This is a genomic window from Nocardia sp. 2TAF39, assembly GCF_052114905.1.
In the GTDB taxonomy this organism is placed as follows: domain Bacteria; phylum Actinomycetota; class Actinomycetes; order Mycobacteriales; family Mycobacteriaceae; genus Nocardia.
Map to the genome: position 1 here is coordinate 136,536 of NZ_JBFRFQ010000015.1, position 25,370 is coordinate 161,905.

General features: G+C 66.8%; 25 protein-coding genes and 1 pseudogene. 16 read left to right on the forward strand and 10 right to left on the reverse strand.

The features are described 5' to 3' along the window. Positions 1–9 precede the first annotated feature (9 nt). Positions 10–663 carry an endonuclease V gene (locus tag AB4Z47_RS12210; protein WP_441950380.1) on the forward strand — a complete coding sequence of 218 codons (654 nt, stop codon included), beginning with the start codon at positions 10–12 and terminating at the stop codon, positions 661–663. Here AB4Z47_RS12210 and AB4Z47_RS12215 read toward each other — a convergent pair. After that, the gene (locus AB4Z47_RS12215; protein WP_441950382.1) at positions 660–1,079 is read right to left on the reverse strand and encodes a hypothetical protein; all 420 of its coding nucleotides are present in this window, start codon (positions 1,077–1,079) and stop codon (positions 660–662) included. The genes AB4Z47_RS12210 and AB4Z47_RS12215 overlap by 4 nt on opposite strands. Before the next feature lie 284 nt (positions 1,080–1,363). Between AB4Z47_RS12215 and AB4Z47_RS12220 the strand changes: the two genes are divergently transcribed. Both AB4Z47_RS12220 and AB4Z47_RS12225 read left to right on the forward strand, forming a co-directional pair. Next, positions 1,364–2,308 (forward strand): diacylglycerol/lipid kinase family protein, encoded by a 945-nt coding sequence (locus tag AB4Z47_RS12220; protein ID WP_441950384.1) that lies wholly within the window; start codon positions 1,364–1,366, stop codon positions 2,306–2,308. 253 nt (positions 2,309–2,561) lie between these two features. Continuing rightward, positions 2,562–2,816 carry a WhiB family transcriptional regulator gene (locus AB4Z47_RS12225; protein WP_011211115.1) on the forward strand — a complete coding sequence of 85 codons (255 nt, stop codon included), beginning with the start codon at positions 2,562–2,564 and terminating at the stop codon, positions 2,814–2,816. 135 nt (positions 2,817–2,951) lie between these two features. Here the strand turns inward: AB4Z47_RS12225 and AB4Z47_RS12230 are convergent, their stop codons facing one another. Beyond that, the gene (locus AB4Z47_RS12230; RefSeq protein ID WP_441950386.1) at positions 2,952–4,466 is read right to left on the reverse strand and encodes a sensor histidine kinase; all 1,515 of its coding nucleotides are present in this window, start codon (positions 4,464–4,466) and stop codon (positions 2,952–2,954) included. 22 nt (positions 4,467–4,488) lie between these two features. Further along, the gene (locus tag AB4Z47_RS12235; RefSeq protein ID WP_441950387.1) at positions 4,489–4,704 is read right to left on the reverse strand and encodes a biotin/lipoyl-binding carrier protein; all 216 of its coding nucleotides are present in this window, start codon (positions 4,702–4,704) and stop codon (positions 4,489–4,491) included. 90 nt (positions 4,705–4,794) lie between these two features. Here AB4Z47_RS12235 and AB4Z47_RS12240 point away from each other — a divergent pair, with 90 nt between their 5' ends. Continuing rightward, a complete protein-coding gene (locus AB4Z47_RS12240) occupies positions 4,795–4,869 on the forward strand; it encodes a 50S ribosomal protein bL37 (RefSeq protein WP_110293457.1) in 75 nt (24 codons plus the stop codon). Between the two features lie 80 nt (positions 4,870–4,949). On the opposite strand, the gene rsrA is transcribed toward AB4Z47_RS12240, so the two are convergent. Further along, on the reverse strand, positions 4,950–5,216 hold the full coding sequence (rsrA, locus tag AB4Z47_RS12245; RefSeq protein ID WP_441950549.1) for a mycothiol system anti-sigma-R factor: 267 nt from the start codon (positions 5,214–5,216) through the stop codon (positions 4,950–4,952). 85 nt (positions 5,217–5,301) lie between these two features. Further along, positions 5,302–5,982 (reverse strand): sigma-70 family RNA polymerase sigma factor, encoded by a 681-nt coding sequence (locus AB4Z47_RS12250; RefSeq protein ID WP_441950551.1) that lies wholly within the window; start codon positions 5,980–5,982, stop codon positions 5,302–5,304. Positions 5,983–6,229: 247 nt separating this feature from the next. Between AB4Z47_RS12250 and ybaK the strand changes: the two genes are divergently transcribed. Together ybaK and AB4Z47_RS12260 are read left to right on the forward strand one after the other, a co-directional pair. Continuing rightward, positions 6,230–6,724 (forward strand): Cys-tRNA(Pro) deacylase, encoded by a 495-nt coding sequence (gene ybaK / locus AB4Z47_RS12255; RefSeq protein ID WP_441950389.1) that lies wholly within the window; start codon positions 6,230–6,232, stop codon positions 6,722–6,724. A gap of 73 nt (positions 6,725–6,797) precedes the next feature. After that, positions 6,798–7,118, forward strand: coding sequence for a hypothetical protein (locus AB4Z47_RS12260; RefSeq protein WP_441950391.1), 321 nt, complete (start codon positions 6,798–6,800; stop codon positions 7,116–7,118). Between the two features lie 63 nt (positions 7,119–7,181). On the opposite strand, the gene AB4Z47_RS12265 is transcribed toward AB4Z47_RS12260, so the two are convergent. After that, a complete protein-coding gene (locus AB4Z47_RS12265) occupies positions 7,182–7,973 on the reverse strand; it encodes an SOS response-associated peptidase (protein ID WP_441950393.1) in 792 nt (263 codons plus the stop codon). A gap of 168 nt (positions 7,974–8,141) precedes the next feature. Here AB4Z47_RS12265 and AB4Z47_RS12270 point away from each other — a divergent pair, with 168 nt between their 5' ends. The 3 genes from AB4Z47_RS12270 (at position 8,142) to rsgA (ending at position 12,050) form a co-directional block, all read left to right on the forward strand. Next, positions 8,142–9,653: an aldehyde dehydrogenase family protein gene (locus AB4Z47_RS12270; protein WP_441950395.1), complete on the forward strand. Its 1,512-nt coding sequence runs from the start codon at positions 8,142–8,144 to the stop codon at positions 9,651–9,653. Between the two features lie 103 nt (positions 9,654–9,756). Further along, the gene (gene aroA / locus AB4Z47_RS12275; protein ID WP_441950396.1) at positions 9,757–11,049 is read left to right on the forward strand and encodes a 3-phosphoshikimate 1-carboxyvinyltransferase; all 1,293 of its coding nucleotides are present in this window, start codon (positions 9,757–9,759) and stop codon (positions 11,047–11,049) included. Continuing rightward, complete coding sequence (gene rsgA, locus AB4Z47_RS12280; protein WP_441950398.1) at positions 10,998–12,050, forward strand: ribosome small subunit-dependent GTPase A; 1,053 nt, start codon at positions 10,998–11,000, stop codon at positions 12,048–12,050. Before aroA ends, rsgA begins: the two co-directional genes overlap by 52 nt. Positions 12,051–12,289: 239 nt before the next feature. Here rsgA and AB4Z47_RS12285 read toward each other — a convergent pair whose 3' ends face one another. Both AB4Z47_RS12285 and secA read right to left on the reverse strand, forming a co-directional pair. Continuing rightward, positions 12,290–13,432 (reverse strand): Fic family protein, encoded by a 1,143-nt coding sequence (locus tag AB4Z47_RS12285; RefSeq protein WP_441950399.1) that lies wholly within the window; start codon positions 13,430–13,432, stop codon positions 12,290–12,292. A 303-nt stretch (positions 13,433–13,735) separates the two neighbouring features. After that, positions 13,736–16,597, reverse strand: coding sequence for a preprotein translocase subunit SecA (secA, locus tag AB4Z47_RS12290; RefSeq protein ID WP_441950401.1), 2,862 nt, complete (start codon positions 16,595–16,597; stop codon positions 13,736–13,738). A gap of 666 nt (positions 16,598–17,263) precedes the next feature. On the opposite strand from secA, the gene AB4Z47_RS12295 reads away from it, so the two are divergent. The 5 genes from AB4Z47_RS12295 (at position 17,264) to AB4Z47_RS12315 (ending at position 23,402) form a co-directional block, all read left to right on the forward strand. Further along, positions 17,264–18,679, forward strand: a complete 1,416-nt coding sequence (locus tag AB4Z47_RS12295; protein WP_441950402.1) for a WS/DGAT/MGAT family O-acyltransferase — start codon at positions 17,264–17,266, stop codon at positions 18,677–18,679. 40 nt (positions 18,680–18,719) lie between these two features. Next, on the forward strand, positions 18,720–19,253 hold the full coding sequence (locus tag AB4Z47_RS12300) for a DUF6912 family protein (protein WP_441950553.1): 534 nt from the start codon (positions 18,720–18,722) through the stop codon (positions 19,251–19,253). A 143-nt stretch (positions 19,254–19,396) separates the two neighbouring features. After that, positions 19,397–20,554: a ferredoxin reductase gene (locus AB4Z47_RS12305; protein WP_441950404.1), complete on the forward strand. Its 1,158-nt coding sequence runs from the start codon at positions 19,397–19,399 to the stop codon at positions 20,552–20,554. Positions 20,555–20,599: 45 nt separating this feature from the next. Continuing rightward, positions 20,600–22,063 (forward strand): fatty acid desaturase, encoded by a 1,464-nt coding sequence (locus tag AB4Z47_RS12310; RefSeq protein ID WP_441950405.1) that lies wholly within the window; start codon positions 20,600–20,602, stop codon positions 22,061–22,063. 94 nt (positions 22,064–22,157) lie between these two features. After that, complete coding sequence (locus AB4Z47_RS12315; RefSeq protein WP_441950407.1) at positions 22,158–23,402, forward strand: fatty acid desaturase family protein; 1,245 nt, start codon at positions 22,158–22,160, stop codon at positions 23,400–23,402. A 101-nt stretch (positions 23,403–23,503) separates the two neighbouring features. Here AB4Z47_RS12315 and AB4Z47_RS12320 read toward each other — a convergent pair. Beyond that, positions 23,504–23,701: pseudogene (locus AB4Z47_RS12320) on the reverse strand (hypothetical protein); the annotation flags it as partial. Positions 23,702–23,908: 207 nt separating this feature from the next. On the opposite strand from AB4Z47_RS12320, the gene bluB reads away from it, so the two are divergent. Both bluB and AB4Z47_RS12330 read left to right on the forward strand, forming a co-directional pair. After that, positions 23,909–24,529: a 5,6-dimethylbenzimidazole synthase gene (gene bluB, locus AB4Z47_RS12325; protein ID WP_441950554.1), complete on the forward strand. Its 621-nt coding sequence runs from the start codon at positions 23,909–23,911 to the stop codon at positions 24,527–24,529. A gap of 158 nt (positions 24,530–24,687) precedes the next feature. Further along, positions 24,688–24,876 (forward strand): hypothetical protein, encoded by a 189-nt coding sequence (locus AB4Z47_RS12330; protein WP_441950409.1) that lies wholly within the window; start codon positions 24,688–24,690, stop codon positions 24,874–24,876. Positions 24,877–25,043: 167 nt separating this feature from the next. On the opposite strand, the gene AB4Z47_RS12335 is transcribed toward AB4Z47_RS12330, so the two are convergent. Beyond that, positions 25,044–25,187, reverse strand: a complete 144-nt coding sequence (locus AB4Z47_RS12335) for a hypothetical protein (RefSeq protein ID WP_441950410.1) — start codon at positions 25,185–25,187, stop codon at positions 25,044–25,046. Positions 25,188–25,370 lie beyond the last annotated feature (183 nt).

Sequence of the window (25,370 nt, forward strand, 5' to 3'; positions counted from 1 at the left end):
CAGGAGGCTATGGCGATCCAGGACGACCTGCGGCCACAAGTCGATCAGCGCACCGCGCCGGGCACGCGGTTCCGCATGGCGGCCGGGCTCGACTCCGCCTACGACGACACCAGCGCCGTCGCCGCGGCGGTCGTCCTGGACGCCACCACGCTGAGGCCCGTCACCTCCACCGTCGCGCACGGTGTCGCCACCTTCCCGTACGTGCCCGGCCTGCTCGCCTTCCGCGAGCTTCCGACCGCACTTGCCGCCCTCGAAAAGCTCGATACCGCACCCGATCTGCTGGTCTGCGACGGGCAGGGGCTCGCGCACCCGCACCGTTTCGGTTTGGCCTGCCACCTCGGACTGCTCACCGGAGTGCCGACGATCGGCGTCGCGAAGACTGTGTGGGGCGACTATGTCGAGCCCGGCCGCGAGCGCGGCGCCACCACCGACATCACCATCGACGCAGAAGTGGTCGGACGCGCGCTGTGCACCAGGACCGGCGTGAAACCCGTGTTCGTCTCCGTCGGCCACCGCATCGACCTCGACACGGCATGCGCGCAGGTGCTCGCCCTGACCCCGCGCTACCGGCTGCCCGAAACCACCAGGCACGCCGACCAGCTCTGCCGTGCGGCGCTGCGCACCGCCCGTTACCACGCTTCCGGAGCGGCCGCCGCGGACTAATCGGGCTCGAGCCCGTAGTCCTGCGCCATCCAGCGGGTCGACGGCGGCGCGAACAGGAGCACGAGCGCAGCGACCGCGACGATCCCGAGCAGCGCGCCATAGATCGGCTGGTGCGAATCGGTGAGCAGCGACCAGGTGACCGGCAGCAGCAGCAACTGGGCGATGACGGCGATCGCGCGACCCCAGCGCTTCCCCAGCAGTAGTCCGATGCCCGCGGCCAACACCGCGCCGCCGAGAATGCCGAACCAGGCGGCCGTGCCGTACCCACTCGCCGCGCTCTGGTCGTGGCCGAGCAACCCGCGCGCAACCAGCACGACCGCGACGACGACGGCGACCACCCCCTCGAGGGTCACCACACCACCGGCCGCACGCACCGTCGTCGGCACACCGGCCGAACCCGCACCCTTATCACTCATCGGCGCGCCTCGCCGGCACTCGGCTCCGCCATGACCGARCAATGCTCGGCTGTACCCACGGTTCGCTCGCTCCGCTCGCTCATGACTCCACCTCGCTGACGCTCGGCTCCGCCATGACCGAGCAATGCTCGGCTGTACCCACGGTTCGCTCGCTCCGCTCGCTCACGGCGGCAAGCCTACGACCCGGACGAACGGGACACCTCCGTGGCATCGGCGGAGGCGCGACCCCCCGGGTCGCGTTTGCCGCTTTCCGGTGCGGGTCCGGAGCAAACTAGGCTGCGAACGTGCGGACGCTCCTGATCGTGAACCCGAATGCCACCTCGACTACGCCGGCAACCCGGGACCTGCTGGCGCACGCGCTGGAGAGCCGCACCCAGCTGACCGTTGCACACACCCAGCACCGCGGCCACGCCGCCGAATTGGCACAGTGGGCCGCTACCAACGAGATGGACCTGATCGTGGTGCACGGCGGCGATGGCACCGTCAACGAGACCATCAACGGTTTCCTACCGCTACCCGAACTGAACGACGGTCAGGCCTGGCTGCCCCGCCTCGGCGTGATCCCCGGCGGCTCGGCGAACGTCTTCGCCAGAGCGCTGGGCATCTCGCCCGACCCGGTCACCGCGACCAACCAGCTCATCGACCTGCTGACGCTGGACAAGGACCGCCGCATCGGGCTCGGCACGGCCGACGACCGCTGGTTCTGCTTCAGCGCGGGTGTCGGTTTGGACGCTGACGTGTGCGAGGCGATCGACGCCAGCCGCGCCGACGGTCACGCGGCGACCGCGGCGCGCTATGTTCGAACAACTGTGCGACAATTCTTCCGAGCCAGACGCAAGGAACCGAGCGTTCGGATCGAAATCCCGGGCCATGCGGCCGTGAGCGGCGTGCATTACGCCTTCGTTACGAACACCACACCGTGGACCTATCTGAACGACACCCCGGTGCACACCAACCCGGGCACCCGGTTCGAGAACGGACTCGGACTGTTTGCTGTGCGCTCGATGGCGGTGCTCCCAACCCTCCGGCTCGCGCGTCAACTTCTCGCCGCTGGAGGAAATCCCAAGTCCCGCAATCTATTTCGCGACGACGACGTGCCCTCCGTAAGGATTGAGTCCAAGGAACCCATCGGTCTGCAACTCGACGGCGACTTCATCGGGAAGCGCAACGTGGTGGAGTTCACGTCGGTACCCGACGTCCTCGGGGTGATCGCGCCGCAGCCGGACTGAGTGCGAAACACCGCGAAAAACATCGCGGTTGTGCTGCAAAAACCCGGTAGAGCGAGTACAAAGGACCGGGCAGGTTCCCCGTACGGGGACCTTGAGAGCGTGAGCTTCCCCACGGTGCACCGCATGCCTATTGACATCTACGGTGTTCGTGAAAGCATTCACAAGCAACCGTGCGGAAACATTCGAGTCGCACAAGTGAACGAACCAGAAACCATAGGCGCCTTCTTGCGGCGCCCAGCAAAGGAGCAGAGGAATGGACTGGCGCCACAAGGCCATCTGTCGCGATGAGGACCCCGAGCTGTTCTTCCCGGTGGGTAACAGTGGTCCGGCGCTCGCACAGATTGCCGATGCCAAGCTGGTCTGCGCTCGCTGCCCCGTCACCGCCGACTGCCTGTCCTGGGCCCTGAAGTCCGGACAGGATGCCGGTGTATGGGGTGGTATGAGCGAGGACGAGCGCCGGGCGCTCAAACGCCGGAACGCGCGCACCCGCACCCGCACTGTCGTCTAGCCAGACGATCCGCCTTACCGGGCCATTCAGCCCGGCCCGGTAACGCATTTTCAGCCCGGCACCCACAAAGGTGCCGGGCTGTGTTGTCTTTGCAGCTGTGTTTTTGGCCGCGCGGGCGCGGCCAAAAACACAGCATTATCGCGCGGAGCGGCGGCCCAGGGGGACGCGCAGTACCGCGTCGGTGCCGATGTCGGCACCGGGGTGCAGTCCGATGGAGCCGCCCAATTCGGCGGTCACGAGGGTGCGGACGATCTGGAGGCCGAGGCGGTCGGAGGATTCCAGGCTGAAACCGGGGGGGAGGCCGCGGCCGTCGTCGCTGATGATCACGTCGAGCCAGCGGGCCGAGCGTTCGGAACGGATGGTGACCGTGCCGTTCTCCCCGGAGTCGAAGGCGTGCTCGATGGCGTTCTGCACCAGTTCGGTCAGCACCATCACCAACGGGGTCGCGCGTTCCGCGGAGAACACACCGAGCGAACCCGCCCGGCGCACCTTGATCCGGGCGGTGTGCACGGTGGCGACGTCGGCCATGATCGGCAGCAGCCGGTCGACGACCTCGTCCAGGTCGACCTCTTCGTCCACCGACATAGACAGCATCTCGTGTACCGATGCGATCGAGGTGACCCTGCGTACCGACTCGGTGAGCGCGACCTGCGCCTCCTCGTTCTCGGTGCGGCGAGCCTGGAGGCGGAGCAGCGCGGCGACGGTCTGCAGGTTGTTCTTCACCCGGTGGTGGATCTCCCGGATGGTGGCGTCTTTGCTGAGCAGCGCGCGGTCGCGGCGCTTGACCTCGGTGACGTCGCGAACGAGTACGGCGGCGCCTGCCAGTTCACCGTGCGGGCGCAGCACCAGAGTGCGCAGCAGCACGGTCGCGCCACGCGCCTCGACCTCCATGCGCCGTCCGGTCCGCCCGGCCAGGGCAGCCTGGATGTCGCCGACCACTTCTTGCGCGTCGAACGGGTCGGTGATCAACGAGCGGGTGGTGACAGCGAGATCCTGTCCCGCGAGATCGGCCTGCAAACCCATCCGGTGGTATGCCGACAACGCATTCGGGCTGGCGTAAACGACGATGCCCTCGGTGTCGAGCCGGATGAAACCGTCTCCGGCGCGCGGACTGGAGTGGGTGGCCGCACGGTCCTCTGTGGTCGGGAAGGTGCCGTCGGCAATCATCTGGCACAGGTCGTCCGAGCAGGCGACGTAGGCGATCTCCAGCGTGCTGCGCACCCGGGAGCGTTGCAGGTCGGTGTCCCGGCTGAGCACCGCGATCACGTCGTCGCCGCAGCGCACCGGAATGGCCTCGCGGACCGCGTGCACCGGGCGCGGATGGTAGACGCCGGAGGCCTCGACATCGCTGTCCGCGCGCACGACCTGTCCGGTCACCAGCGCGTCGAACACTTGAGGATGATCGGCTTTCAGGGCAAGCGTGCCGACCATGTCCTCCTGATGCACGGTGGGCGCGGTGGTAGGGCGGCACTGGGCGACGCATACGATGTCGGCCCCAGCCGATACCGGGCCCGCTCCGACCCAGAGCAGGAGGTCAGCGAAGGACAGATCGGCGAGCAGCTGCCAATCACCCACCACCCGCTGCAGATGGTCGACGGCGACGCCGGGTAGGTCGGTGTGCTCGGCCAGGAGCTCGCTCAGAGTCGCCATAAAGGTCTACCGCCGCAATAGGTCAGGAGATGACCGCGATCAGGTGGCCCGCCTTGATCGCGTCGCCCTCCTTGACGCCGATCGAGGTCACCGTGCCGTTGGACTCCGCGACCACCGGGATCTCCATCTTCATCGACTCGAGGATCACCAGGGTGTCGCCCTCCTGCACGTTGTCGCCTTCCGCCACGACCACCTGGTAGACGACCGACACCAGCTCGGCGAGCACTTCCTCAGCCATGACACCCCATTCACTCGTTGGCCTGTATCCGCTGAAGCTACAGCCAACCACACATGAAACAATGTGCTTCAACCAGAAGGGAGACTACTCATGGGTAAGCGCGGACGTAAGAAGCGTAGCAGGAAGGGCAATGCGGCCAACCACGGCAAGCGGCCCAACTCCTGAGCGAAACGCTCGGCCGAAAAGCACGAAGCGGCACGCACTTCCCGCTGGGGAAGGCGTGCCGCTCGGCTTGTCCGGCTCGACTACTCCGAGGTCTCGATAGTGCTTTCGATGAAGGTGGTCGATTTACGGATCTCGATGGTCAGTCGCTCGCGCAGAGAATCCGGCGCGCGGTCGCCGCCGCACTTGCGGCTGAGCAAACCCTTGATCTTCTCCTCGATGCCGTAGGCCTCGATACAAGGGCTGCAATGGTCCATGTGGTGCTGCAACCGGGCCTTGGTAGCGTCGTCGCATTCCCCGTCCAGTATCAACCACACATCGGCGAGTACCGCCGTGCAATCGAGCTCCATATCGGGGTCCCGCTCGATACTCACGACTCCACCTCGCTGTCGCTCGGTTCCGTCGTGGCGTTTGCGGTTCGCTCGCTACGCTCGCTCACTGCTTGACCTCCTGGCGTTCCCCCGAACGGTTGAATCCGCGCTCGCGCGCCACATCGGCGAGCAAACCCTTCAGTTGCTTGCGGCCGCGGTGCAGCCGGGACATCACCGTACCGATGGGAGTGCCCATGATGTCGGCGATTTCCTTGTACGGGAAGCCCTCTACGTCGGCGTAGTACACCGCCATCCGGAATTCTTCCGGCAGTTCCTGCAGTGCTGCCTTGATGTCGTCGTCGGGCAGCGCGTCCAGCGCCTCGACCTCGGCCGACCGCAGCCCCTGCGAGGTGTGCTCGGCGGTCGCGGCCAGCTGCCAGTCGGTGATCTCGTCGGTCGGGTACTGCGCGGGCTGACGCTGCTTCTTGCGGTAGGAGTTGATGTAGGTGTTGGTCAGGATTCGATACAGCCAGGCACGGAGGTTGGTGCCTTCCCTGAAGGATTTGAATCCCTGAAACGCCTTGACATACGTCTCCTGCACCAAGTCCTCGGCGTCGGCCGGGTTTCTGGTCATGCGCAGCGCGGCGCCATAGAGCTGGTCGAGCAGCGGGAGCGCGTCCCGCTCGAACCGCTGAGCCAGCTCGGCATCGTCGACCGCGGCGACATCGTCGGCCACCACGTCATCGTCGCTCGTCACACCTGTCCCTTCGATCGCCGTACTTGCCAAATCTACCGGCAACGGCATGTCGAGCGAGAATCCGGCTCGTGTCGGTAACGCCTCGGTCCATACCGGACGATCGTCGAGCAGCACGGGCACCGACATCTCCTTCACGTTGTTCACAGGGCCTGGTCACGTGCGACAGAGGGTGGAGATTCCTCCGAGCGCTATGTATCGCCTACAACATGCGCGGCCCGCACGGTGTTCCCGTAACCATGTCCGGCAGCAAAAGCCGTTGCCGCCCCGTGCAGGTCGCGCCGCTAGAGTTCCGGCCATGGCAGGAGCCTCGACCCCGGCGATCCGCACCCTGGCCCAGGCTGGGGTGGCCCACCGCGTGCACGCCTACAAGCACGATCCGCGTGCCGACTCCTACGGCACCGAGGCAGTCGACGCGCTGGCCGCCGAGCTCGGGCTCGCGGCCCAGCAGATCTTCAAGACCCTGGTCATCGAGCTGACCACCGGCTCGCTCGCGGTGGCCGTGCTTCCGGTGCCGAACACGTTGTCGCTCAAGGCCGCCGCCGCGGCGCTCGGGGCGCCGAAGGCGAGCATGGCCGACAAGACGCGGGCGGAGAAGACGACCGGGTACGTGCTCGGCGGCATCTCCCCGCTCGGCCAGCGCAAGCCGCTACCCACCGTGGTCGACGCGTCCGCGCTGTCCTGGGACCGGGTGCTGTGCTCCGCGGGGCGGCGCGGACTGGAGATCGAGCTGGCGCCCGCCGACCTGGTCCGGCTGACTTCTGCGGTGACAGCGCCGGTGGCGTCGGTGTAATTCGGACCCGATTCGCTGTGATCTGTGCGTTACTGAACAGGCCAGGTTCATTCGACTCGAGGATGTGATGCGAATGTCCGCGCAGCATTTGCGCACCATGATCGTCGCGTTGTTCGGAGCTCTCGTCTTGGCTCTCGGTTCGGTAACGCTCTGTGCCCCGGAGTCCGCCGCAGCGCCGAACCTCCCGTCGATCACGCAGGTCAGCGACTTCCCCTTCGACGGTCTAGGCGCCGATGACTCCCCGTCCGGTGGGTTCAAGCTGAAGAAGGACGACAAGTCCGAGAAAGCCGAGAAGCTCGGCGGGAGCGTGACCAGCAAAATCATCGATCTCTTCGCCGGGGTTATCAAGTGCGGGCTGAATATCATGACCCCGAGCGTGAAGTGCTCGTTCTGACCGGCTGATCTCGACGAACCGGGCAGCTCGGCTGCCCGGTTTCGAGTCTCTCGGTCGGGTGGATCAGAGCAGATTGATCTGCCCGTCCTCAGCCCGATCCCGCACTCGAGCAAGCAGTTCCGGCCCATTGTTGCGCACGCTGTTGACCAGCGCGGGAACCGGCCGCGGCACGATTCCCGCGACCACCTCTTCGCTCGGGGTGTCCAGCAGGCCGGCCGGAGCAGGGTGATCCGGATCCAGCCAGGCGTCCCAGTGCTCCTTCGGCATGGGCAGTGGCATCCGGTCGTGGATGCGGGTCAGGTCGCCGATCGCGTCGGTGGTCAGGATGGTGCACGACAGCAGCGGTTCGCTTTCCGGCAGAGAACGATCGCGCCACACCGACCACAGACCCGCCATGTACAGGCGGGAGCCATCGGCATTCGCCATGTAGTACGGATGCTTGGCGACCTTGCCCTTCGCGCCCGGCTCGGCGTTCGGGGCGACGACCCACTCGTACCAGCCGTCCATCGGCACCAGGCAGCGCCGATACCTCACCGCGTCGCGGAAGGCCGGCGTGGTGGCTGCCTTGTCGGCGCGGGCGTTGAACAGCGGCTTGCCCTTCACCGGGACGCCGCGCTCGGCGGCCTTGGTCCAGACCGGGATCAGCCCCCAGCGCATGCGCCGGATACGCAGTGTCGGACTGTCGTCCGCGCGCTCTCGTTGGTGCCGCTCGACCACGGTAAGGATCTGGGTGGTCGGGGCGACGTTGTAGTTGGTGAATGCGGTTCGAGCGCCGCTGGTCTCGGTCTCGTCAATCGCATCCAGTTCGACCGCGAGCCTCCCGGGATCGGTAGTGGTCGCATATCGTCCGCACATATCTCGATACTCCCACCCGTCACCGACAGTCTCGGGGACAATCGATCAGTAGTTGATGACTAGTTGAGAGTTTTGAAATAACATTCTCTCACAAAGGTGGTCATTGCGCCCGTGCACTCGGGCGCGCGCACCAACCAAGCCACCGCAGACGGCAAGAGGAGATCCACTGTGACATCCACCGACACCAAACCGGCCGATCACGATTCGGCACTCACGTCGGTCAATCCGGCGACAGGCGAGGTGATCGGCACGCACGTCATAGCCGACGACGCTGCGGTGGCCGCGGCGGTCGCGAAGGCCCGCGCCGCGGCGACCACCTGGGGCGCGCTGAGCTTCGACGAGCGGCGCGGGTATTTGCTGCGCTGGTCGAGCAAGTTGGTGCAGAACTCGGAGAAGTTCTGCGAGCTGATCCACGCCGAGAACGGCAAGCCGCTCGACGACGCTTTCCTGGAGCTGATGACCGCGCTAGAGCACATCGCATGGGCGGCCAAGCACGCCGAGAAGGTTCTTTCCCCCAGGAAGATCTACCCCGGCGCGCTGATGGCGAACTTCGCCGCCCGGCTCGAGCAGCGCCCGCTCGGCGTCATCGGCGTGATCGGTCCGTGGAACTACCCGGTCTACACCCCGAACGGCTCCATCGCCTACGCCCTGGCCGCGGGTAACACGGTGGTGTTCAAGCCGAGTGAATTCGCCACGAGCATCGGCAATTTCCTCGCCGACGCGTTCGCCGAGGCGAACCCCGAACTGCCCGAGGGCGTGTTCGTCACGATCAACGGTTACGGCGCCACCGGCGCGGCACTGGTCCGCTCGGGCGTCGACAAGATCGCCTTCACCGGCTCCACGGCCACCGGTAAGCGGATCATGGCCACCGCGGCGGAGAACCTCACACCTGTCCTGCTGGAGTGCGGCGGCAAGGACGCGGTGATCATCGCCGCCGACGCCGACATCAAGGCTGCCGCCGACGCTGTCGCCTGGGGCGCTACCTCCAATAGTGGCCAGACCTGCGCGGGTGTGGAGCGAGTGTACGTGGACCGCTCGGTGCGCGAGGAGTTCATCGCCGAGGTCAAGCGCATCTTGACCGACATCAGGCCCGGCTCCGACGACAAAGCCGACTACGGTCCGATGACCATGCCGAGCCAGGTAGATATCGTGCGCCGCCACATCGAGGACGCGCTGAAGAACGGCGGCACCGCGGTGCTCGGCGGGACGGCGTCGGTCAAGGCCCCCTTCATCGAGCCGGTCGTGCTCGTGGACGTGGACGAGAGCTCCGAGGCGGTGTGCGAGGAGACCTTCGGGCCCACCGTCACCATCCGCACCGTGGACAGCGTGGACGAGGCGGTCGAACTGGCCAACAACTCCAAATACGGCCTGGCCGCCGCGGTGTACTCGAAGAAGAACGGCCTGGATATCGCACGCAGGTTGCGTGTCGGCGCCACCTCGGTGAATTCGGTGCTCGCCTTCGCCGCCATCCCCGGCCTGCCCTTCGGCGGAGTCGGCGACTCCGGCATCGGCCGCATCCACGGCGAGCCCGGCCTGCGCGAATTCGTCCGGCCGCACTCGATCGCGCTGCAGCGCTTCGCCATCCCCGGCATGGCGCTGCTCAGCTATTCCCGCACCAACGCCACCATGAAGCTGCTGCGCAAGCTGGTCCCGTTCCTGCACGGACGGCACAGTGTTTGATCGGTGTTTTTGGCTGTGTTTTGGCCGCTCGGACGCGAGCCACAAGGGGGCCGCGAACACGCCGCGCCCGCGCGGCAAACAAACACAGTGCGATGATGGACGAGTGACTTTCTGGCCAGCGCCCCATGTCGATGTCCCCGTGCACGCGACCGTGACCCTGCCCGGATCCAAATCGATCACGAACCGGGCGCTCATCCTGGCCGCCTTGGCCGACGGCCCCTCGACGATCGCAGGCGCGCTGCGCAGCCGGGACACGAACCTGATGATCGCCGCGCTGTGCGCGCTCGGCGCGCGCATCTACGGCGACGGCGACATACTGTCCGTCACCCCGGCCGCGCTGGGCGGCGGCACGGTCGACTGCGGGCTCGCGGGCACCGTGATGCGCTTCCTCCCCTCGGTCGCGGCGCTGGCGTCCGGCGATGTCGCGTTCGACGGCGACGAGCAGGCCAGGATCCGCCCGCTTCGCACGATCCTCGACGCGTTGCGCAGCCTCGGCGCCGATATCGACGGCGACGCGCTTCCGTTCACGGTGCACGGAACCGGCGCGCTGCGGGGCGGCACGGTGACCATAGATGCGTCCGGGTCGTCTCAGTTCGTCTCGGGCCTGTTGCTTTCGGCTGCCCGCTTCGAGGAGGGGCTCGTCGTCCACCACGACGGCAAGGCGCTGCCCTCGATGCCGCACATCGAGATGACCGTGGAGATGCTGCGTCGCGCTGACGTGCGGGTGCAGGCGCCCGCGGACAATCGCAAGGCGCAGACCTGGACCGTCGAGCATGGACCGATCCGGGCGGTGGATTGGGAGGTCGAGCCGGATCTGTCCAACGCAACCCCGTTCCTTGCTGCGGCCGCGGTCACCGGCGGTGAGGTCAGCATCCCGCACTGGCCTCGGTTGACCACTCAGCCGGGCGACGTGATCCGCGAGATCCTGGTGCGGATGGGCGCCGAGGCACGGATCTTCGACGGTGTCCTGACCGTGCACGGACCCGACCGGCTCGCGGGCATCGACATCGACCTGCACGACGTGGGCGAGCTGACGCCAACCGTCGCGGCCCTGGCCGCGCTGGCCGATTCCCCGTCCCGGCTGCGCGGGATCGCGCACCTGCGCGGACACGAGACCGACCGGCTGGCCGCATTGTCCACCGAGATCAACCGGCTCGGCGGTAAGGTCACCGAGGCCGAGGACGGGCTGGAGATCGTGCCCGCGGAGTTGCACGGCGGCAAGTGGCATTCCTACGCCGATCACCGGATGGCAACGGCGGGAGCAATTCTCGGTCTTCGGCTGCCCGGTGTCGAGATCGAGGACATCGAGACTACCGCCAAGACGCTACCGAATTTCGTCTCGCTGTGGGAGCGGATGCTCGACCCCGCGCTATCCGGTCAAGGAGGAGCACGCTGAGCCGGGCAGGACGCTCCACCGCCAGCTACGACGAATCCGACGTCCGGGTCCGGCCGGGGCGAAGTTCCCGCCCCCGCACCAAGACTCGGCCGCAGCACAGCAATGCCGAATCCGCCATGGTGGTCTCTGTCGACCGTGGCCGCTGGGGGTGTGTACTCGGCGGCGATCCGGATCGGCTGATCGTCGCCATGCGGGCCAGGGAACTCGGGCGCACTCCTATCGTGGTCGGCGACCAGGTGGATGTGGTCGGCGACCTGTCCGGAAAGCCGGACACTCTTGCCCGGATCGTACGGGTCACCGATCGTCGAACGGTATTGCGCCGCACCGCAGACGACACCGATCCGTTCGAGCGGATCGTGGTGGGCAACGCCGAGCAGCTGTTCATCGTGGTCGCCCTGGCCGACCCGCCACCGCGCACCGGTTTCGTCGAGCGCGCGATGGTCGCGGCGTATGCCGGTGGGCTGCAGCCGATCCTGTGCCTGACCAAGCACGACCTGGCGGCGGACTCCGAATTCGCCTCGTCCTTCGACGATCTGGATCTCATCATCATCTACGGCGGCGTCGACGACCCGTTGGATCCGGTGCTCGAACTGCTCGACGGCAGACTTACCGCCCTGATCGGGCATTCCGGCGTCGGCAAGTCGACGTTGGTGAATCGTCTTGTGCCGGAAGCAGACCGGGCGGTGGGCGCGGTTTCCGGCGTCGGCAAGGGCAAACACACCTCCACCCAGTCGGTGGCCATCCCCCTTCCCGACAGTGGCTGGGTGATCGACACCCCGGGCGTCCGCTCCTTCGGCCTGGCCCACATCACCCCCGACGACGTCATCGCCGCATTCGACGACCTCGCCGCTGCTATCGAGGACTGCCCTCGCGGCTGCACCCACCTCGGCCCACCGGCCGACCCCGAATGCGCCCTCGACAACCTCCCCGGCAAGGAACGGCGGGTTGCCGCCATCCGAATGTTGCTGACCGCCCTCAACTCCAACGAGAGCTGGTCGTAACCATCGCGGTTGACCGAGCACAAGCGGCCTGATGCCCGTCGGGTTGTGCCGGTACGAATGGCCATTCCTCGAACCACGTGCAGCCCGTCGTCATCGAACCGCAGCAGCCACCCGAGCGGGGAACCACGCCCACAGTGATCGACCCCCTGCTTCAAGACACCCCGGCCCGCATGCCGGCTGGGGACAGCCCGGATTGATCCGGCGACTGCATCGCCTGTGCCAGCCTCCGATCGCACTACTCAGCGCTGTTCGTCGTACGGGTCGACCAGAACCACCGGGGTATGCGCGAGGTCCGACGCCGTCTCCGGAAAGTGCGGTCCGGCCATGTAGTAACGGGCACGCGTGCGCCCGACGGGCTCCAGGATCCGGGCGCGGACGAGGTCGCGCAAATCGCGCTGTGCTTGCTGCAGGCTCAGGCCCTCGTTCTGTTCGTAGCGGGTGCGACGGACCCGGCCGGATATCGCGACGTCGTGCAGGGCGGTGACCAGGCGTTGATCGAGAGCTTCGCGATTCGCGAAGTCGGTCAAGGCATCCCACACCTGGCCGGAGCGACGGAAACGAGCGTGCACGGTCTGGGCCTGCTGATGGTAGGCGGTCAGGTTGAACCGAAGCCATTCGGCGACGTCCTGGTCGGGCCGATACTCGCGCCCGCGCCTGCCGAGCACCTGGTAGTACTCCCAGGTATTGCCAGGGCGGCCCAGCCATGCCTCGATCGACGAAAACTCCGGGGCGAGAACACCTTCGCGCGCGATCATCAAAGTCTGCAGCGACCGCGACATTCGGCCGTTACCGTCGGCCCACGGGTGAATCGACACGAGATGCAGATGTGCCATAGCGGCGCGGACCAAGGTGTGTGAGCCGTCGTCGTACTCGAGCCACTCGGTCAACTCCGCCATCAACGCGGGAACGACATCGGCCTCCGGCGCGGTGTAGGCGGCGATGCTCGGATCACGAGTATCGGTGACGTAGACCGGTCCGCGCCGCCACTGGCCTGCGGGCTTGCGTGATGCATGCCGGTGTCCTTGCAGCATCCAATGCAAGGCGTTGAGGAAGCCCGTGCTGTAACCGAAGTCCTCCACGTCGTGCAAGGTCTGGATATACGTCATCATTTGCTCGTACGCGAGCGTCTCCTGCCGATCCTCGTCCGAGACGTCGACGTCGCGCTCACCGGCGATCAGGTCTTCCACGTCCACGGTGGAGACCTTGAAGCCTTCGATGGAGTTGGACGCGGCGACAGCATCGGCAGTGAGGAACTTTCGCAGGCCGCCGGTCAACTTCGCCGGAGTGGCCAGCAGCTGATGACGTAGGTCATCCCGCATACGGTCGACCTCCGCCAACACCACCGCATCCGCTGCCGTCAGCGACGGTGTAGGGAACAGCATGACCACCAGACTGCAATGATGTAATGATTACGTCAATGCGACTTCGCGTATCTCATCGCCCACAACGAGTCGTCGGCGCACGCTGCCCTCGGCCTCGGCGTCGGGTGACGGATCGGAGCATATGCCGCGTCCGAGACGAGTTCGTTACCAGCGGTGGATGGTTCGGTTTCCACGATCCAGGCAGTGTTCACATCAATGTTTCGGCGCAGCGCATCGGAACTCGCTACGCCGATCCGGCATGAAACCCCCATGACATCACGAAGGCGCCCAGGGAAACCCCGGGCGCCTTCGTGATTCAGCTGATCAGTGCCGGCGACGCGACTTCGGTCCGCGCCTGCCCTTCGCCTCGGTGCGGGCGGCTTCACGGCGCTCGCGGCGGGTGGGCTGGGCACCGTCCGCGCCGTACTCCTCGGCATCGCTGTGCACCGCGGCGCGACCGCCCTCGTCCGGACCCGAGTAGCTGAAGCCGCGCGGGCCACCCTCGTCGATGCCCTTGGCCCGTAAGGCAGCCGGGACACCGTTACCGTTGGCGACGCGCGCCTCCTCGGTGGGCAGGGGGCGCGGTGCGGTCATGGCGCCGACCGGCGAACGCAGGCCCGGGTCGACCGCAACGCCCTCCGGCTGCGGCTGCTGCACCTCGACCTGAAGGTTGAACAGGAAGCCGACCGACTCTTCCTTCAGGCCTTCGAGCATCGCGGCGAACATGTCGAAGCCCTCGCGCTGGTACTCGACCAGCGGGTCGCGCTGCGCCATGGCGCGCAAGCCGATGCCCTCCTTGAGATAGTCCATCTCGTAGAGGTGCTCGCGCCATTTGCGGTCGAGCACCGAAAGCAGTACCTGTCGTTCGAGATTGCGCATGCTGCCCGCACCCGCGAGTCCGTCGATCTCGGCTTCGCGGCGCTCATAGGCATCATGCGCGTCGTCCAGCAGCGCCTCGAGCAGTTCCTCGCGGGACAGCTCGCCCGCTTCGCCGATCTCGGTTTCGCCGGTCAAATCCTTGTAGTCCACGCCCACCGGGTACAGCGTCTCGAGCGCCGTCCACAGCTTGTCCAGATCCCAGTCCTCGACGTAGCCCTCGGCGGTGGCGCCGTCCACGTAGGCGGTGGTCACGTCCGTGATCATGCTCTGGACCTGGCCCTCCATGTCCTCGCCGCGCAGGATCCGGTTGCGCTCGCCGTAGATGACTGTGCGCTGCTGGTTCATCACCTCGTCGTACTTGAGGACGTTCTTGCGTATCTCGAAGTTCTGCTGCTCGACCTGGGTCTGTGCGCTCTTGATGGCCTTGGAGACCATCTTCGCCTCGATCGGCACGTCGTCGGGCAGGTTCAGCCGGGTCATGATCGCTTCCAGCGCGGCGCCGTTGAAGCGGCGCATCAGCTCGTCGCCCAGCGACAGGTAGAAGCGGGACTCGCCGGGGTCGCCCTGACGGCCGGAGCGACCACGCAGCTGGTTGTCGATGCGGCGCGACTCGTGGCGCTCGGTGCCGAGCACATAAAGGCCGCCCGCATCACGCACCGCATCGGCGTCCTCGGCGGTCTGCGCCTTGACCTGATCCAAGGTCGGCAGCCAGGCCCGCTCGTACTCCTCGGGCGTCTCGACCGGGTCGAGACCCTGCTTGCGCAGCAGGATGTCGGTGATGATGTCCGGGTTGCCGCCGAGCACGACGTCTGTACCACGACCGGCCATGTTCGTCGCGACGGTCACCGCGCCCGGCCGTCCGGCCTCGGCGATGATCTCGGCTTCTTTCTCGTGGAACTTCGCGTTCAGCACGTTGTGTGGGATGCCGCGCTTGGTGAACTGCTTGGACAGGTACTCCGAGCGCTCGACGCTGGTGGTACCGATCAGCACCGGCTGGCCGTTCTCGTGCCGCTCGGTGACGTCGTCGACCACGGCGGAGAACTTGGCCTCTTCGGTCTTGTAGATCAGGTCCGACTGGTCGGCACGGATCATCGGCTTGTTCGTCGGGATCGGGACCACGCCGAGGGAGTAGATCTGGTGCAGCTCGGCGGCCTCGGTCTCGGCGGTACCGGTCATGCCGGACAGCTTGTCGTAGAGGCGGAAGTAGTTCTGCAGCGTGATGGTGGCCAGCGTCTGGTTCTCCGGCTGGATCTCGACCTGTTCCTTGGCCTCGATCGCCTGGTGCATGCCCTCGTTGTAGCGGCGCCCGACCAGGATGCGGCCGGTGAACTCGTCGACGATGATCACCTCGCCGTCGCGGACGATGTAGTCCTTGTCGCGGGCGTAGAGCTCCTTGGCCTTGATGGCGTTGTTCAGGTAGCTCACCAGCGGCGAGTTGGCGGCCTCGTACAGGTTGTCGATGCCGAGCTGATCCTCGACGAATTCGACACCCGCCTCGTGCACACCGATCGTGCGCTTCTTGATGTCGACCTCGTAGTGCAGGTCTTTCTTCAGCAGCGGCGCGATGCGCGCGAACTCGGCATACCACTTCGAGGAGGCGTCGGCCGGACCGGAGATGATCAGCGGGGTGCGCGCCTCGTCGATCAGGATGGAGTCGACCTCGTCGACAATGGCGAAGTTGTGTCCGCGCTGCACCAGGTCGTCCAGCGAGTGGGTCATGTTGTCGCGCAGGTAGTCGAAGCCGAACTCGTTGTTCGTACCGTAGGTGATGTCGGCGTTGTAGGCCGCCCGCCGCTGGGCGGGAGTCATGCCGGACAGGATCACGCCGACCTCGAGACCGAGGAAGCGGTGCACGCGGCCCATCCACTCGGCGTCACGTTTGGCCAGGTAGTCGTTCACCGTGACGACGTGCACGCCGTCGCCGCTGATCGCGTTCAGGTAGGCGGGCAGCACACAGGTGAGGGTCTTGCCCTCACCGGTCTTCATCTCGGCGATGTTGCCGGTGTGCAGCGCAGCGCCGCCCATGACCTGCACCTTGTAGTGCTTCTGGCTGAGCACCCGCCAGGACGCCTCGCGCGCGACCGCGAACGCCTCGGCCATCAACTGGCCGAGCGGATCGCTCTCGCCGTCGTCGACCATCTCCGCGTAGCGCTCCCGGAACTCGTCGGTCTTGCCGCGCAGCTCGGCGTCGGTGAACGACTCGTAGTCCGCCTCGAGGTCGAGCACCTGGTCCGCGAAATGCGAAAGCCGCTTGACAATGCGACCCTCACCAATCCGTAGCAACCTCGTCAGTGTCAGCGCAGGCACGGGTCTCGTCAGTCCTCTGGTCGGTGTGTCTATCGTGTCGTCGGCCCCCGGGGCCGGTGCGGGCCCACGCGGTGGCGCGGAATCCGCGGCGTCCTTCATGGTAATGCGGCATCCATGGTAGGCGCCGACGAGCAGCGACGTGCCGCCTCCCATGTCGTCAGGACCCCCTGACGCGCGCGTTGTCCCCCACAGTACGCGCGGCTGACGGGCCGAGTCCGCCGGCGAGCGGGCTCCACACCGGAAACCCGGTGAATGCTCGGTCACCGCCCGCGCCGGTGTCACCGCGGCCGCAGGACAGCGAACTATCGGCGAATCCATTGGCGCCGAAGCTGTTTCACGAAGAGCCCGACGACGCAAAACGTCTGCGCAGCGCGTGTTTCACGGGTGGGCTGCCGTGACGGAATCGCTGACGCGATGGCCTGGCCCTCGGTCGACGTCGCCGCAGTCCGACACGCTGAGCGACCGAACGCCCAGCCGACCGTGCATCCCGGTCCCCGCTGTGATCGAATCGAGTTCCCGAACTCGAACGGAAAAACGTGCCATAAACCACCTGGAGGGTTGCGGGGCACACCGATTTCACCGGATATGCCACAACGGGGCGAGGCAACCGTTGTCGCGGCAGCACAATAGGCAGGGACGGCATCGGGAAAAGGAGCACCGGGCAGCGTGATCACGAGACTGACGCCGCAGGACGCGTCGTTCTACCGGCTCGAGTCGAGCAGCAATCCGATTCACATCGGCTCCCTCGCGATCGTCCAAAACACCGACCCCGGCTCCAGCGCGCCGATCCTGAACTACGACCGGCTACTCGACCTGGTCGAGGGCAGGCTTCCGCTGGTGCCGAGGTACCGGCGCAGGGTGCGGGAGATCCCGCTGTCGCTCGGGCGGCCGGTCTGGGTCGAGGACAGCCGATTCGACATCACCTACCACATCCGGCGCTCGGCGCTGCCTGCTCCCGGCACCGATGAGCAGCTGTACGACCTGGTCGCCCGGCTCGCCTCCCACCCCCTGGATCAGAGCAGGCCGCTGTGGGAGATGTATCTGATCGAAGGTCTGTCCGACGGCCGCTGCGCGATCTTCACCAAGTCGCACTCAGCACTCGTGGACGGAGATACCGCGCTGGAGATCGGCCACGTGATCCTCGATGCCGGGCCCGCACCGCGCGAGCTGGCCGACGACGCCTGGATCGCGCCGCGCGAACCCAGCGACGTCGAACTGCTGGTCGGAGCGCTGGCCGACCTCGCGGCCCAGCCACGCAAGGCGCTGGAGGTAGCCCGCGACGCGAGCGCGGGCGCGTTCGCCGTGATCGGCACGGCGGGCAAGGCGGTGGACTCGGTGGTGTCGGCGGTGCGGGCCGCGGCGACCGGCGCGCCGGACAGCCCACTGAATGGCCCTACCTCCCGCAGCCGCCGCTTCGACGTGGTGCGTACCGACCTGGAGGACTACCGCACGATCCGCACCCGTTTCGACTGCTCGATCAATGACGCCATCCTCGCGGTGGTCACCGGCGCGCTGCGCAACTGGCTGCTGTCGCGCGGCGAGGCGCTCACCGAGTCGACCACACTGCGGGCGGTCGTACCCATGTCGGTGTATGCCGAACCGAACGGCGGGGATCGGCCGAAGCCGGCAGGCGAGGTGTTGTCGCTCCTGATCGACCTTCCGGTCGGCGAGCCGAATCCGGTGATGCGGTTGTCGCACATCTCGCACGCCACCGAACTGAACGGCAGAAACCAGCGTGCCGTCCGCGCGCGCACCCTCGTTCATCTCGCCGGGTTCGCTCCGGCCAGCCTGCATGCGATGAGCGTGCGCGCGGCGAGTACGTTCGCAGAGCACACGTTCAACTTGGTGATCACCAACGCGCCGGGTCCGCAGACGCCGATGTTCATCGGCGGCGCGCGGATGCTGGAGATGTACCCGGTGGCGCCACTGCTACGCAACCAGGCGTCGAGCATCGGGATCACGTCCTACGACGGACGCGTGTTCTTCGGACTCAACGCCGACCGCGACGCGATGGCCGACATCGGCGTGCTCGCCGCGTCGGTGCGCGATTCCATGGAGGAGATGCTCGGTGCCTGCGTCTGACCAGAAGAAGCTACGGGTCTACATCCCGGCGACGGTGCCGATGCTGCGTGAGCTGGTCGCGAACCGGGAGCTGGCCCCCATCGGCGGCACCGCGTTCGCGGTCACCCCCGCGCTGCGCGAGGCATACGCCTCCGGCGACAACGAGGAGCTCGGCGAGGTGGCCATCGGGGAGGCCGCCCGCGCGTCGCTGCGGCTGCTCGCCGCCGAGCGCGAACAGATCGCCGAGTCCGACGAAAACGCAGCGAACGCAACGCCGGACGACGACGCACCGGTTGCCTCCGGCAGCCCGGTCTACCGGCGCGCGGTGATCGCCGCCGACGTGACCGGCGCGACGCTGCGGCCCGATCTCGATGACGCGGTGGTGCGCCTGGCGGGTCCGATCGGCTATCAGCAGATCGCTTCGGTACACGTCGACTTGGCGGACGCCGAGCCAGAGGTGGCCAAGGCGGTCGACGTGATCGATGCGGCCGATCTCGGCGACACCGACGCCGAATTCGTGCTCGGCGACGCCGAGGACCACCAGTTGGCCTGGTACGCCGCGCAGGAGCTGCCATTCCTGCTCGAACTGCTCTGAATCGCGCATCGTCCGAGCCGCAGGGTAACCGAACGACACCGTTCGCCCGGGCTTGCCCACCACATGAACCTACGATGCCGTAACCTTGCAGGCGAGGCGGCGTCCGATCGACGCATCCGACGACAAGGAGACGAACGGCAGCGATGGGTTCGAAAAGAGGCGGATTCTCGGTGCGGGGCGTCCGCGAGTGGCTGGAGGCGCCGGCCGCGAGTGTCGCCGAGCGCGGCGGCAGGCTGAACGTCCTGCGCGGAGCCGTGGCCCGGGTGACCACCCCGCTGCTGCCGGACGACTACCTGCACCTGGCCAACCCGCTGTGGTCTGCGCGCGAGCTGCGCGGGCGCATCGTCGAGGTGCGCAAGGAAACCGCGGACTCCGCGACACTGGTGATCAAACCGGGCTGGGGCTTCGACTTCAAATACCAACCCGGTCAGTACATCGGTATCGGCATCCTTGTCGACGGCCGTTGGCACTGGCGCTCGTACTCGCTGACCTGCCCCCCGAACTGGACCGAACCGGGACACGGCGGCAAGCGACTGATCTCGATCGCTGTGAAGGCGATGCCGGAAGGCTTCCTGTCCAGCCACCTGGTCAGCGGCGTTCCGGTCGGCACCATCGTCCGGCTCGCCGCGCCACAGGGCGGATTCGTGCTGCCCTACCCCCCGCCGGAGAAGGTGCTGTTCCTCACCGCGGGCAGCGGCATCACCCCGGTCATGTCGATGCTGCGCGCGATGGACCGCCGTGAGCTGGTCACCGACGTGCTGCACCTACATTCCGCGCGCACCGCCGACGACGTGATGTTCGGCGCGGAACTGCGCGCGCTGCACGACCGGAATCCCAGTTTCCGCTCGCACCTGCATCTCACCGGCGAGCACGGCAAGTTCGCGCTCGCCGACCTCGACACGAAGTTTCCCGACTGGCGGGAGCGGCACACCTGGGCGTGCGGCCCCGCGGCGATGCTCGACGAGATCGGCAACCACTGGCGCGACGCCGGCCGGTCCGACCGGCTGCACGTGGAGCGATTCGAGATCGAGCGCTCAACGGTCGGCGAGGGCGGCACGGTCACTTTCGGTAAGTCCGGGCGCAGCACCGAGGTGGATGGCGCGACCAGCCTGCTGGAGGCGGGCGAGTCCCTCGGCGTACAGATGCCGTTCGGCTGCCGCATGGGGATCTGCCAGACCTGTGTCGTCACCGTGAGTTGCGGTTACGTGCGCGATCTGCGCAACGGAGACGAGCACCACGAGGGCGACAAGGTGCAAACCTGCATCTCGGCCGCCGCAGGCGACTGCGCCCTGGACGTGTAGTCCGGCAGGTACCCTCGATCTAGTTCGAGTAGGGAAAGGACCCCGGTGGCCATCACCGACATCAAGACCTTCGCCCACCTCACGGCGGCCGACATCGAGACACTGGGGCAGGAGCTCGATTCGATCCGGCGCTCGGTGGAGTTGTCCCGCGGTGCGCGCGACGCGAAGTACATCCGACGCTCGATCGCGGCGCAGCGCGGTCTCGAAGTGGCGGGCCGCGCCGTGCTGTTCGGCAGTCGCAACCGCTGGGCCTGGCTGACGGGTACCGCGCTGCTCTCGGTCGCCAAGATCATCGAGAATATGGAGCTCGGGCACAACGTCAGCCACGGGCAATGGGACTGGATGAACGATCCGGAGATCCACTCCAGCTCCTGGGAGTGGGATATGACGGGGCCCTCGTCGCAGTGGCGCCGCGCGCACAACTACTCCCACCACACCTACACCAACGTCCTCGGCAAGGACGAGGATCTCGGCTTCGGCATCCTGCGGATGACCCGCGACGAGCAGTGGAGACCGATCCACCTGGTGCAGCCGCTGGCCAACCTGCTGCTGGCCGCCACCTTCGAGTGGGGCATCGCGCTGCACGACTGGAGCATCGAAAAAGAGCTGTCCGGCACCCCGCCCCGCGAGCTCATGTCGCAGCCGAACAAAGACTTCGGGCGCAAGATCTCCCGGCAGGTGGCCAAGGACTACCTGATCTATCCCGTACTGACCGGACCCGCCTTCAAGCAGACCCTGAAGGCGAACGCGATGGCCAACCTGGTCCGCAACCTGTGGGCGTACGCGGTGATCTTCTGCGGCCACTTCCCCGACGGCGCGGAGAAGTTCACCATCGAACAACTCGAGAACGAGACCAGTGGTGAGTGGTATCTGCGCCAGATGCTGGGCAGCGCCAACTTCAAGGCCGGATCTGCCATGGCATTCATGAGCGGCAACCTCTGCTACCAGATCGAGCATCACCTGTTCCCCGATCTGCCGAGCAACCGGTATCCGGAGATCGCGGTGCGGGTGCGCGAGCTGTGCGACAAATACGACCTGCCTTACACCACCGGCTCGCTGGGCAAGCAGTATCTGCTCGCGTTCCGCACCATCCACAAGCTCGCGCTGCCGGACCGGTTCCTGAAGGCGACCGCCGACAACGCCCCCGAGACCTCTTCGGAACGCAAGTTCGCGGGCATCACCCTGCAGTCGATCGGCACCGGCTGGGATCTGACGCTGCCGGGTGCGGAGTCCACGCATTGGCTCCGCATCGATCCGGAAACCGGCAAACGGCGCGGTCTGCGCTCGGCGCTGCATGAGGCGAAAGTTGTGCTCAAAGAGAAGGCGCGGCAGGAGAAGGAGCTGCTGCGCGAGGCCAAGGCTGCGTTGCGGGAGAAGGCCAAGCACGAGCAGGCGATGCTGCGTGAGGCCACATTCGCGCTGCACGAGCGTGCCCGCCACGAGCAGGCAGCGCTACGCAGGAAAGCCGTGCGGGACAAGCCTTTTCGCTTCGGCCGTAGGCGGCGCTGAACTATCCGGTCGCTGACCGCAAGAGCGTGCTCCATCCAGTAGTGACGACTTACGCACAACCTACGGCCTCGTAACCTACGGTATAGTAACCGGCATGGCCATCTCGGATGTCAAGGAATACGCGCACCTGACCGAGGCCGACGTGGAGGCACTCGGCGCGGAGTTCGATGCGATCCGGCGGGAAATCGAGTCCTCGCGCGGCGAGCGCGACGCGAAGTACATCCGCAACGTCATCCGGCTCCAGCGCGCGCTCGAGATCAGCGGCCGCGCTGTACTGTTCGGCAGCTTCCTGCCGCCCGCATGGCTGGCCGGCGTCGCCCTGCTCAGCACCGCCAAGATCATCGAGAACATGGAGATCGGGCACAACGTCATGCACGGGCAGTGGGACTGGATGAACGATCCGGAGATCCACTCCAGCTCGTGGGAATGGGACAACACCGGTACGTCCAAGCACTGGAAGCACACGCACAACTACCTGCACCACAAGTACACCAACGTGCTCGGCATGGACGACGACATCGGCTACGGCCTGCTGCGGGTGACCCGCGATCAGCGGTGGAAGCCGTTCAACCTGGGCAACCCGCTCTACAACCTGGTGCTGCAGCTGTTCTTCGAGTACGGCGTGGCCATCCAGCACCTGGAGCTGGGCAAGCTGGCCGCGGGCCGATACAAACCGGGCACCCCGGAACGGGCCGAGTTCGAGCGCAAGCGCGGCGAGGCGCTCACCAAAATGGGCAAGCAGGTCCTCAAGGACTACGTGATCTTCCCCGCGCTCACCGGTCCCGCGTTCTTCTCCACGTTGACCGCCAATCTGGCGGCCAACGCGATCCGCAACGTGTGGTCCAACGCGGTGATCTTCTGTGGCCATTTCCCGGACGGCGCGGAGAAGTTCACCAAGGCCGACATCGATGGCGAGACACACGGCCAGTGGTACCTGCGTCAGATGCTGGGCAGCGCCAACATCTCCGGCGGGCCACTCACGCATTTCATGACCGGCAACCTCAGCCATCAGATCGAACACCACCTGTTCCCGGACCTGCCGAGCAACCGGTACGCCGACATCGCCGTGCGGGTGCGCGAGCTGGCCGAGAAGTACGACCTGCCCTACACCACCGGTTCGCTGCCGGTGCAGTACTTCAAGGCGTGGCGGACCATCCTCAAGCTGGCGTTGCCGAACAAATACCTGCGCGCCACCGTCGATGACGCGCCCGAAACAGCCTCGGAGCGCAAGTTCGGCGGGAAGACCACAGCCACCATCGACCCGGTGACCGGGAAGCGCCGGGGTCTGCGCACCGCGATCGCCAAGGGCCGACGCCGGATCACCCGTCGCCCGGTCTGATCGTTTTGCCAGCACGCACACGCATCAATCCGACTGCGCCCGCCCACAACACGGCTGCGCCCGCTCACAACACGAGTGCGCCCGCTCACAACACGGCTGCGCCCGCTCACAACACGAGTGCGCCCGCTCACAACACGGCTGCGCCCGCTCACAACACGAGTGCGCCCGCCCACAACACGGCTGCGCCCGCCCACAACACGAGTGCGCCCGCCCACAACACGAGTGCGCCCGTCCACAACACGAGTGCGCCCGCCCACAACACGAGTGCGCCCGCCCACAACACGAGTGCGCCCGCCCACAACAGTGCTGACCTACCCACCAGAAGCGGCTCAACCCCCGTTTCCGAGCGTAGCGAGACCGAGCATTCCCCGTTCGCGGCCCGGCTCGCGTCCGAGCGGCCGCCGCGTCCGCGACGAAGTCGCCAGCGGCGGTCGCTCGGACGCGAGCCACAAGGGGGCCGCGAACCCGCCGCGCCCGCGCGGCCAAAAACACAGCGTGCTGATGATCTGACCGTCTACGAAGCCATCCAGCGGCGCCGCGACGTACGCGCGGAGTTCACCGGGGAACCCGTGGACGATGCCACGCTGTGGCGGATGCTCGGTGCGGCGCACCGGGCGCCGAGCGTGGGCAACTCGCAGCCGTGGGACTTCGTCGTCGTCCGCGACCCGGCGACATTGCGGAATTTCGCCGACCACGTGGCGGGCAAGCGCGGCGAGTTCCGGGACGCGCTGCCACCGGAGCGCGCCGCGACCTTCGAGCCGATCAAGATCGAAGGCGTTACCGAGAGCGGCACCGGCATCGTGGTCAGCTACGACCACGACCGGGGCGGACCGCAGGTGCTCGGCCGGGCCACCGTGCCCGAAACCGGGATCTACTCGGCGGTTCTCGCGATCCAGAACCTCTGGCTGGCCGCTACCGCCGAAGGCATCGGCGTCGGCTGGGTTTCGTTCTACGACCCCGAATTCCTCGCCGAGTTGGTGGGTCTCCCCGACGGCATCCACCCCGTAGCCTGGCTGTGTGTTGGCCCAGTGCACGAGTTCCAGCAGATTCCCGACCTGGAACGATTCGGCTGGCGCGCCGGAAGGCCACTCGCGGATGCCGTGCACCAGGAGACCTACCGAGGCTGAGGCTACGGCCGAGATGCCGGAGTAGCGCTGGCTCGACGAGGTCGAGTTCGACGATGCGGGCCGAGTGAGTCGTTCATGATTCAATTGCCCGCAGAGTGGGTACGCCTTGGGCGAAACTGCTTCTGACGCAGCGTTCTTCGTTTCAGGAGGTTTGTGCAATGGCCAATGTCGCTGCCGTTCGGCTATCGAGCGAGCTGGGCATCGATCTGGCTCAGGCGATGTTGCGCCTGCGGCGGGAGGGCGTCCCCGGCGAGACCAAGCACCAGACCTGCCTGCGGATCATCGCCGACGAGGGCCGCGACCGTCGGCCCGACCCAGCCTCTGGGCAACCTGAGCAGAGGCGCTAGCGCCACAGACGGCGCGCTCGCGCACTCGTCCCGTCCCACGGGAGTTCCATCATCCGGACTCCACCGCGCCCGACCCGCGTCTGGTCGGACCCGCTCGAGCACCGCTGAAGCGCGGATGCCGCCAGCGGCGCAAATGCCGAGCAGCGCCGTGCTCTTGCCGGCGCGGGTCACCTCGTCGGCATGGTGGTCACCATGCGCTCCGCGGTGGCGCCGAACGGGTGCCTGAGGGCGCCCCAGCCGCCGTGCGCGTTCAGTTCGTCGATGCCCACCGCGCCGACGGCGGTGTCGCGATCCCGCCAGTCTTGGTTCACTCGTCGCTGGAGAGGCGCACTCGACACCGACAGCAACTGCACGGCGAAGGCCTCTAGCTCGCGGCAGCGACCTCGGGCTGCGCTGCTTGACCCGGCGATCCGAGTTGCTCGTTCCGGCGCGCCGATGACCAAGGAAGAGAAAGGCTTTCACAACGATCTCCGGGCACCCAGCAGTCGAGCTGG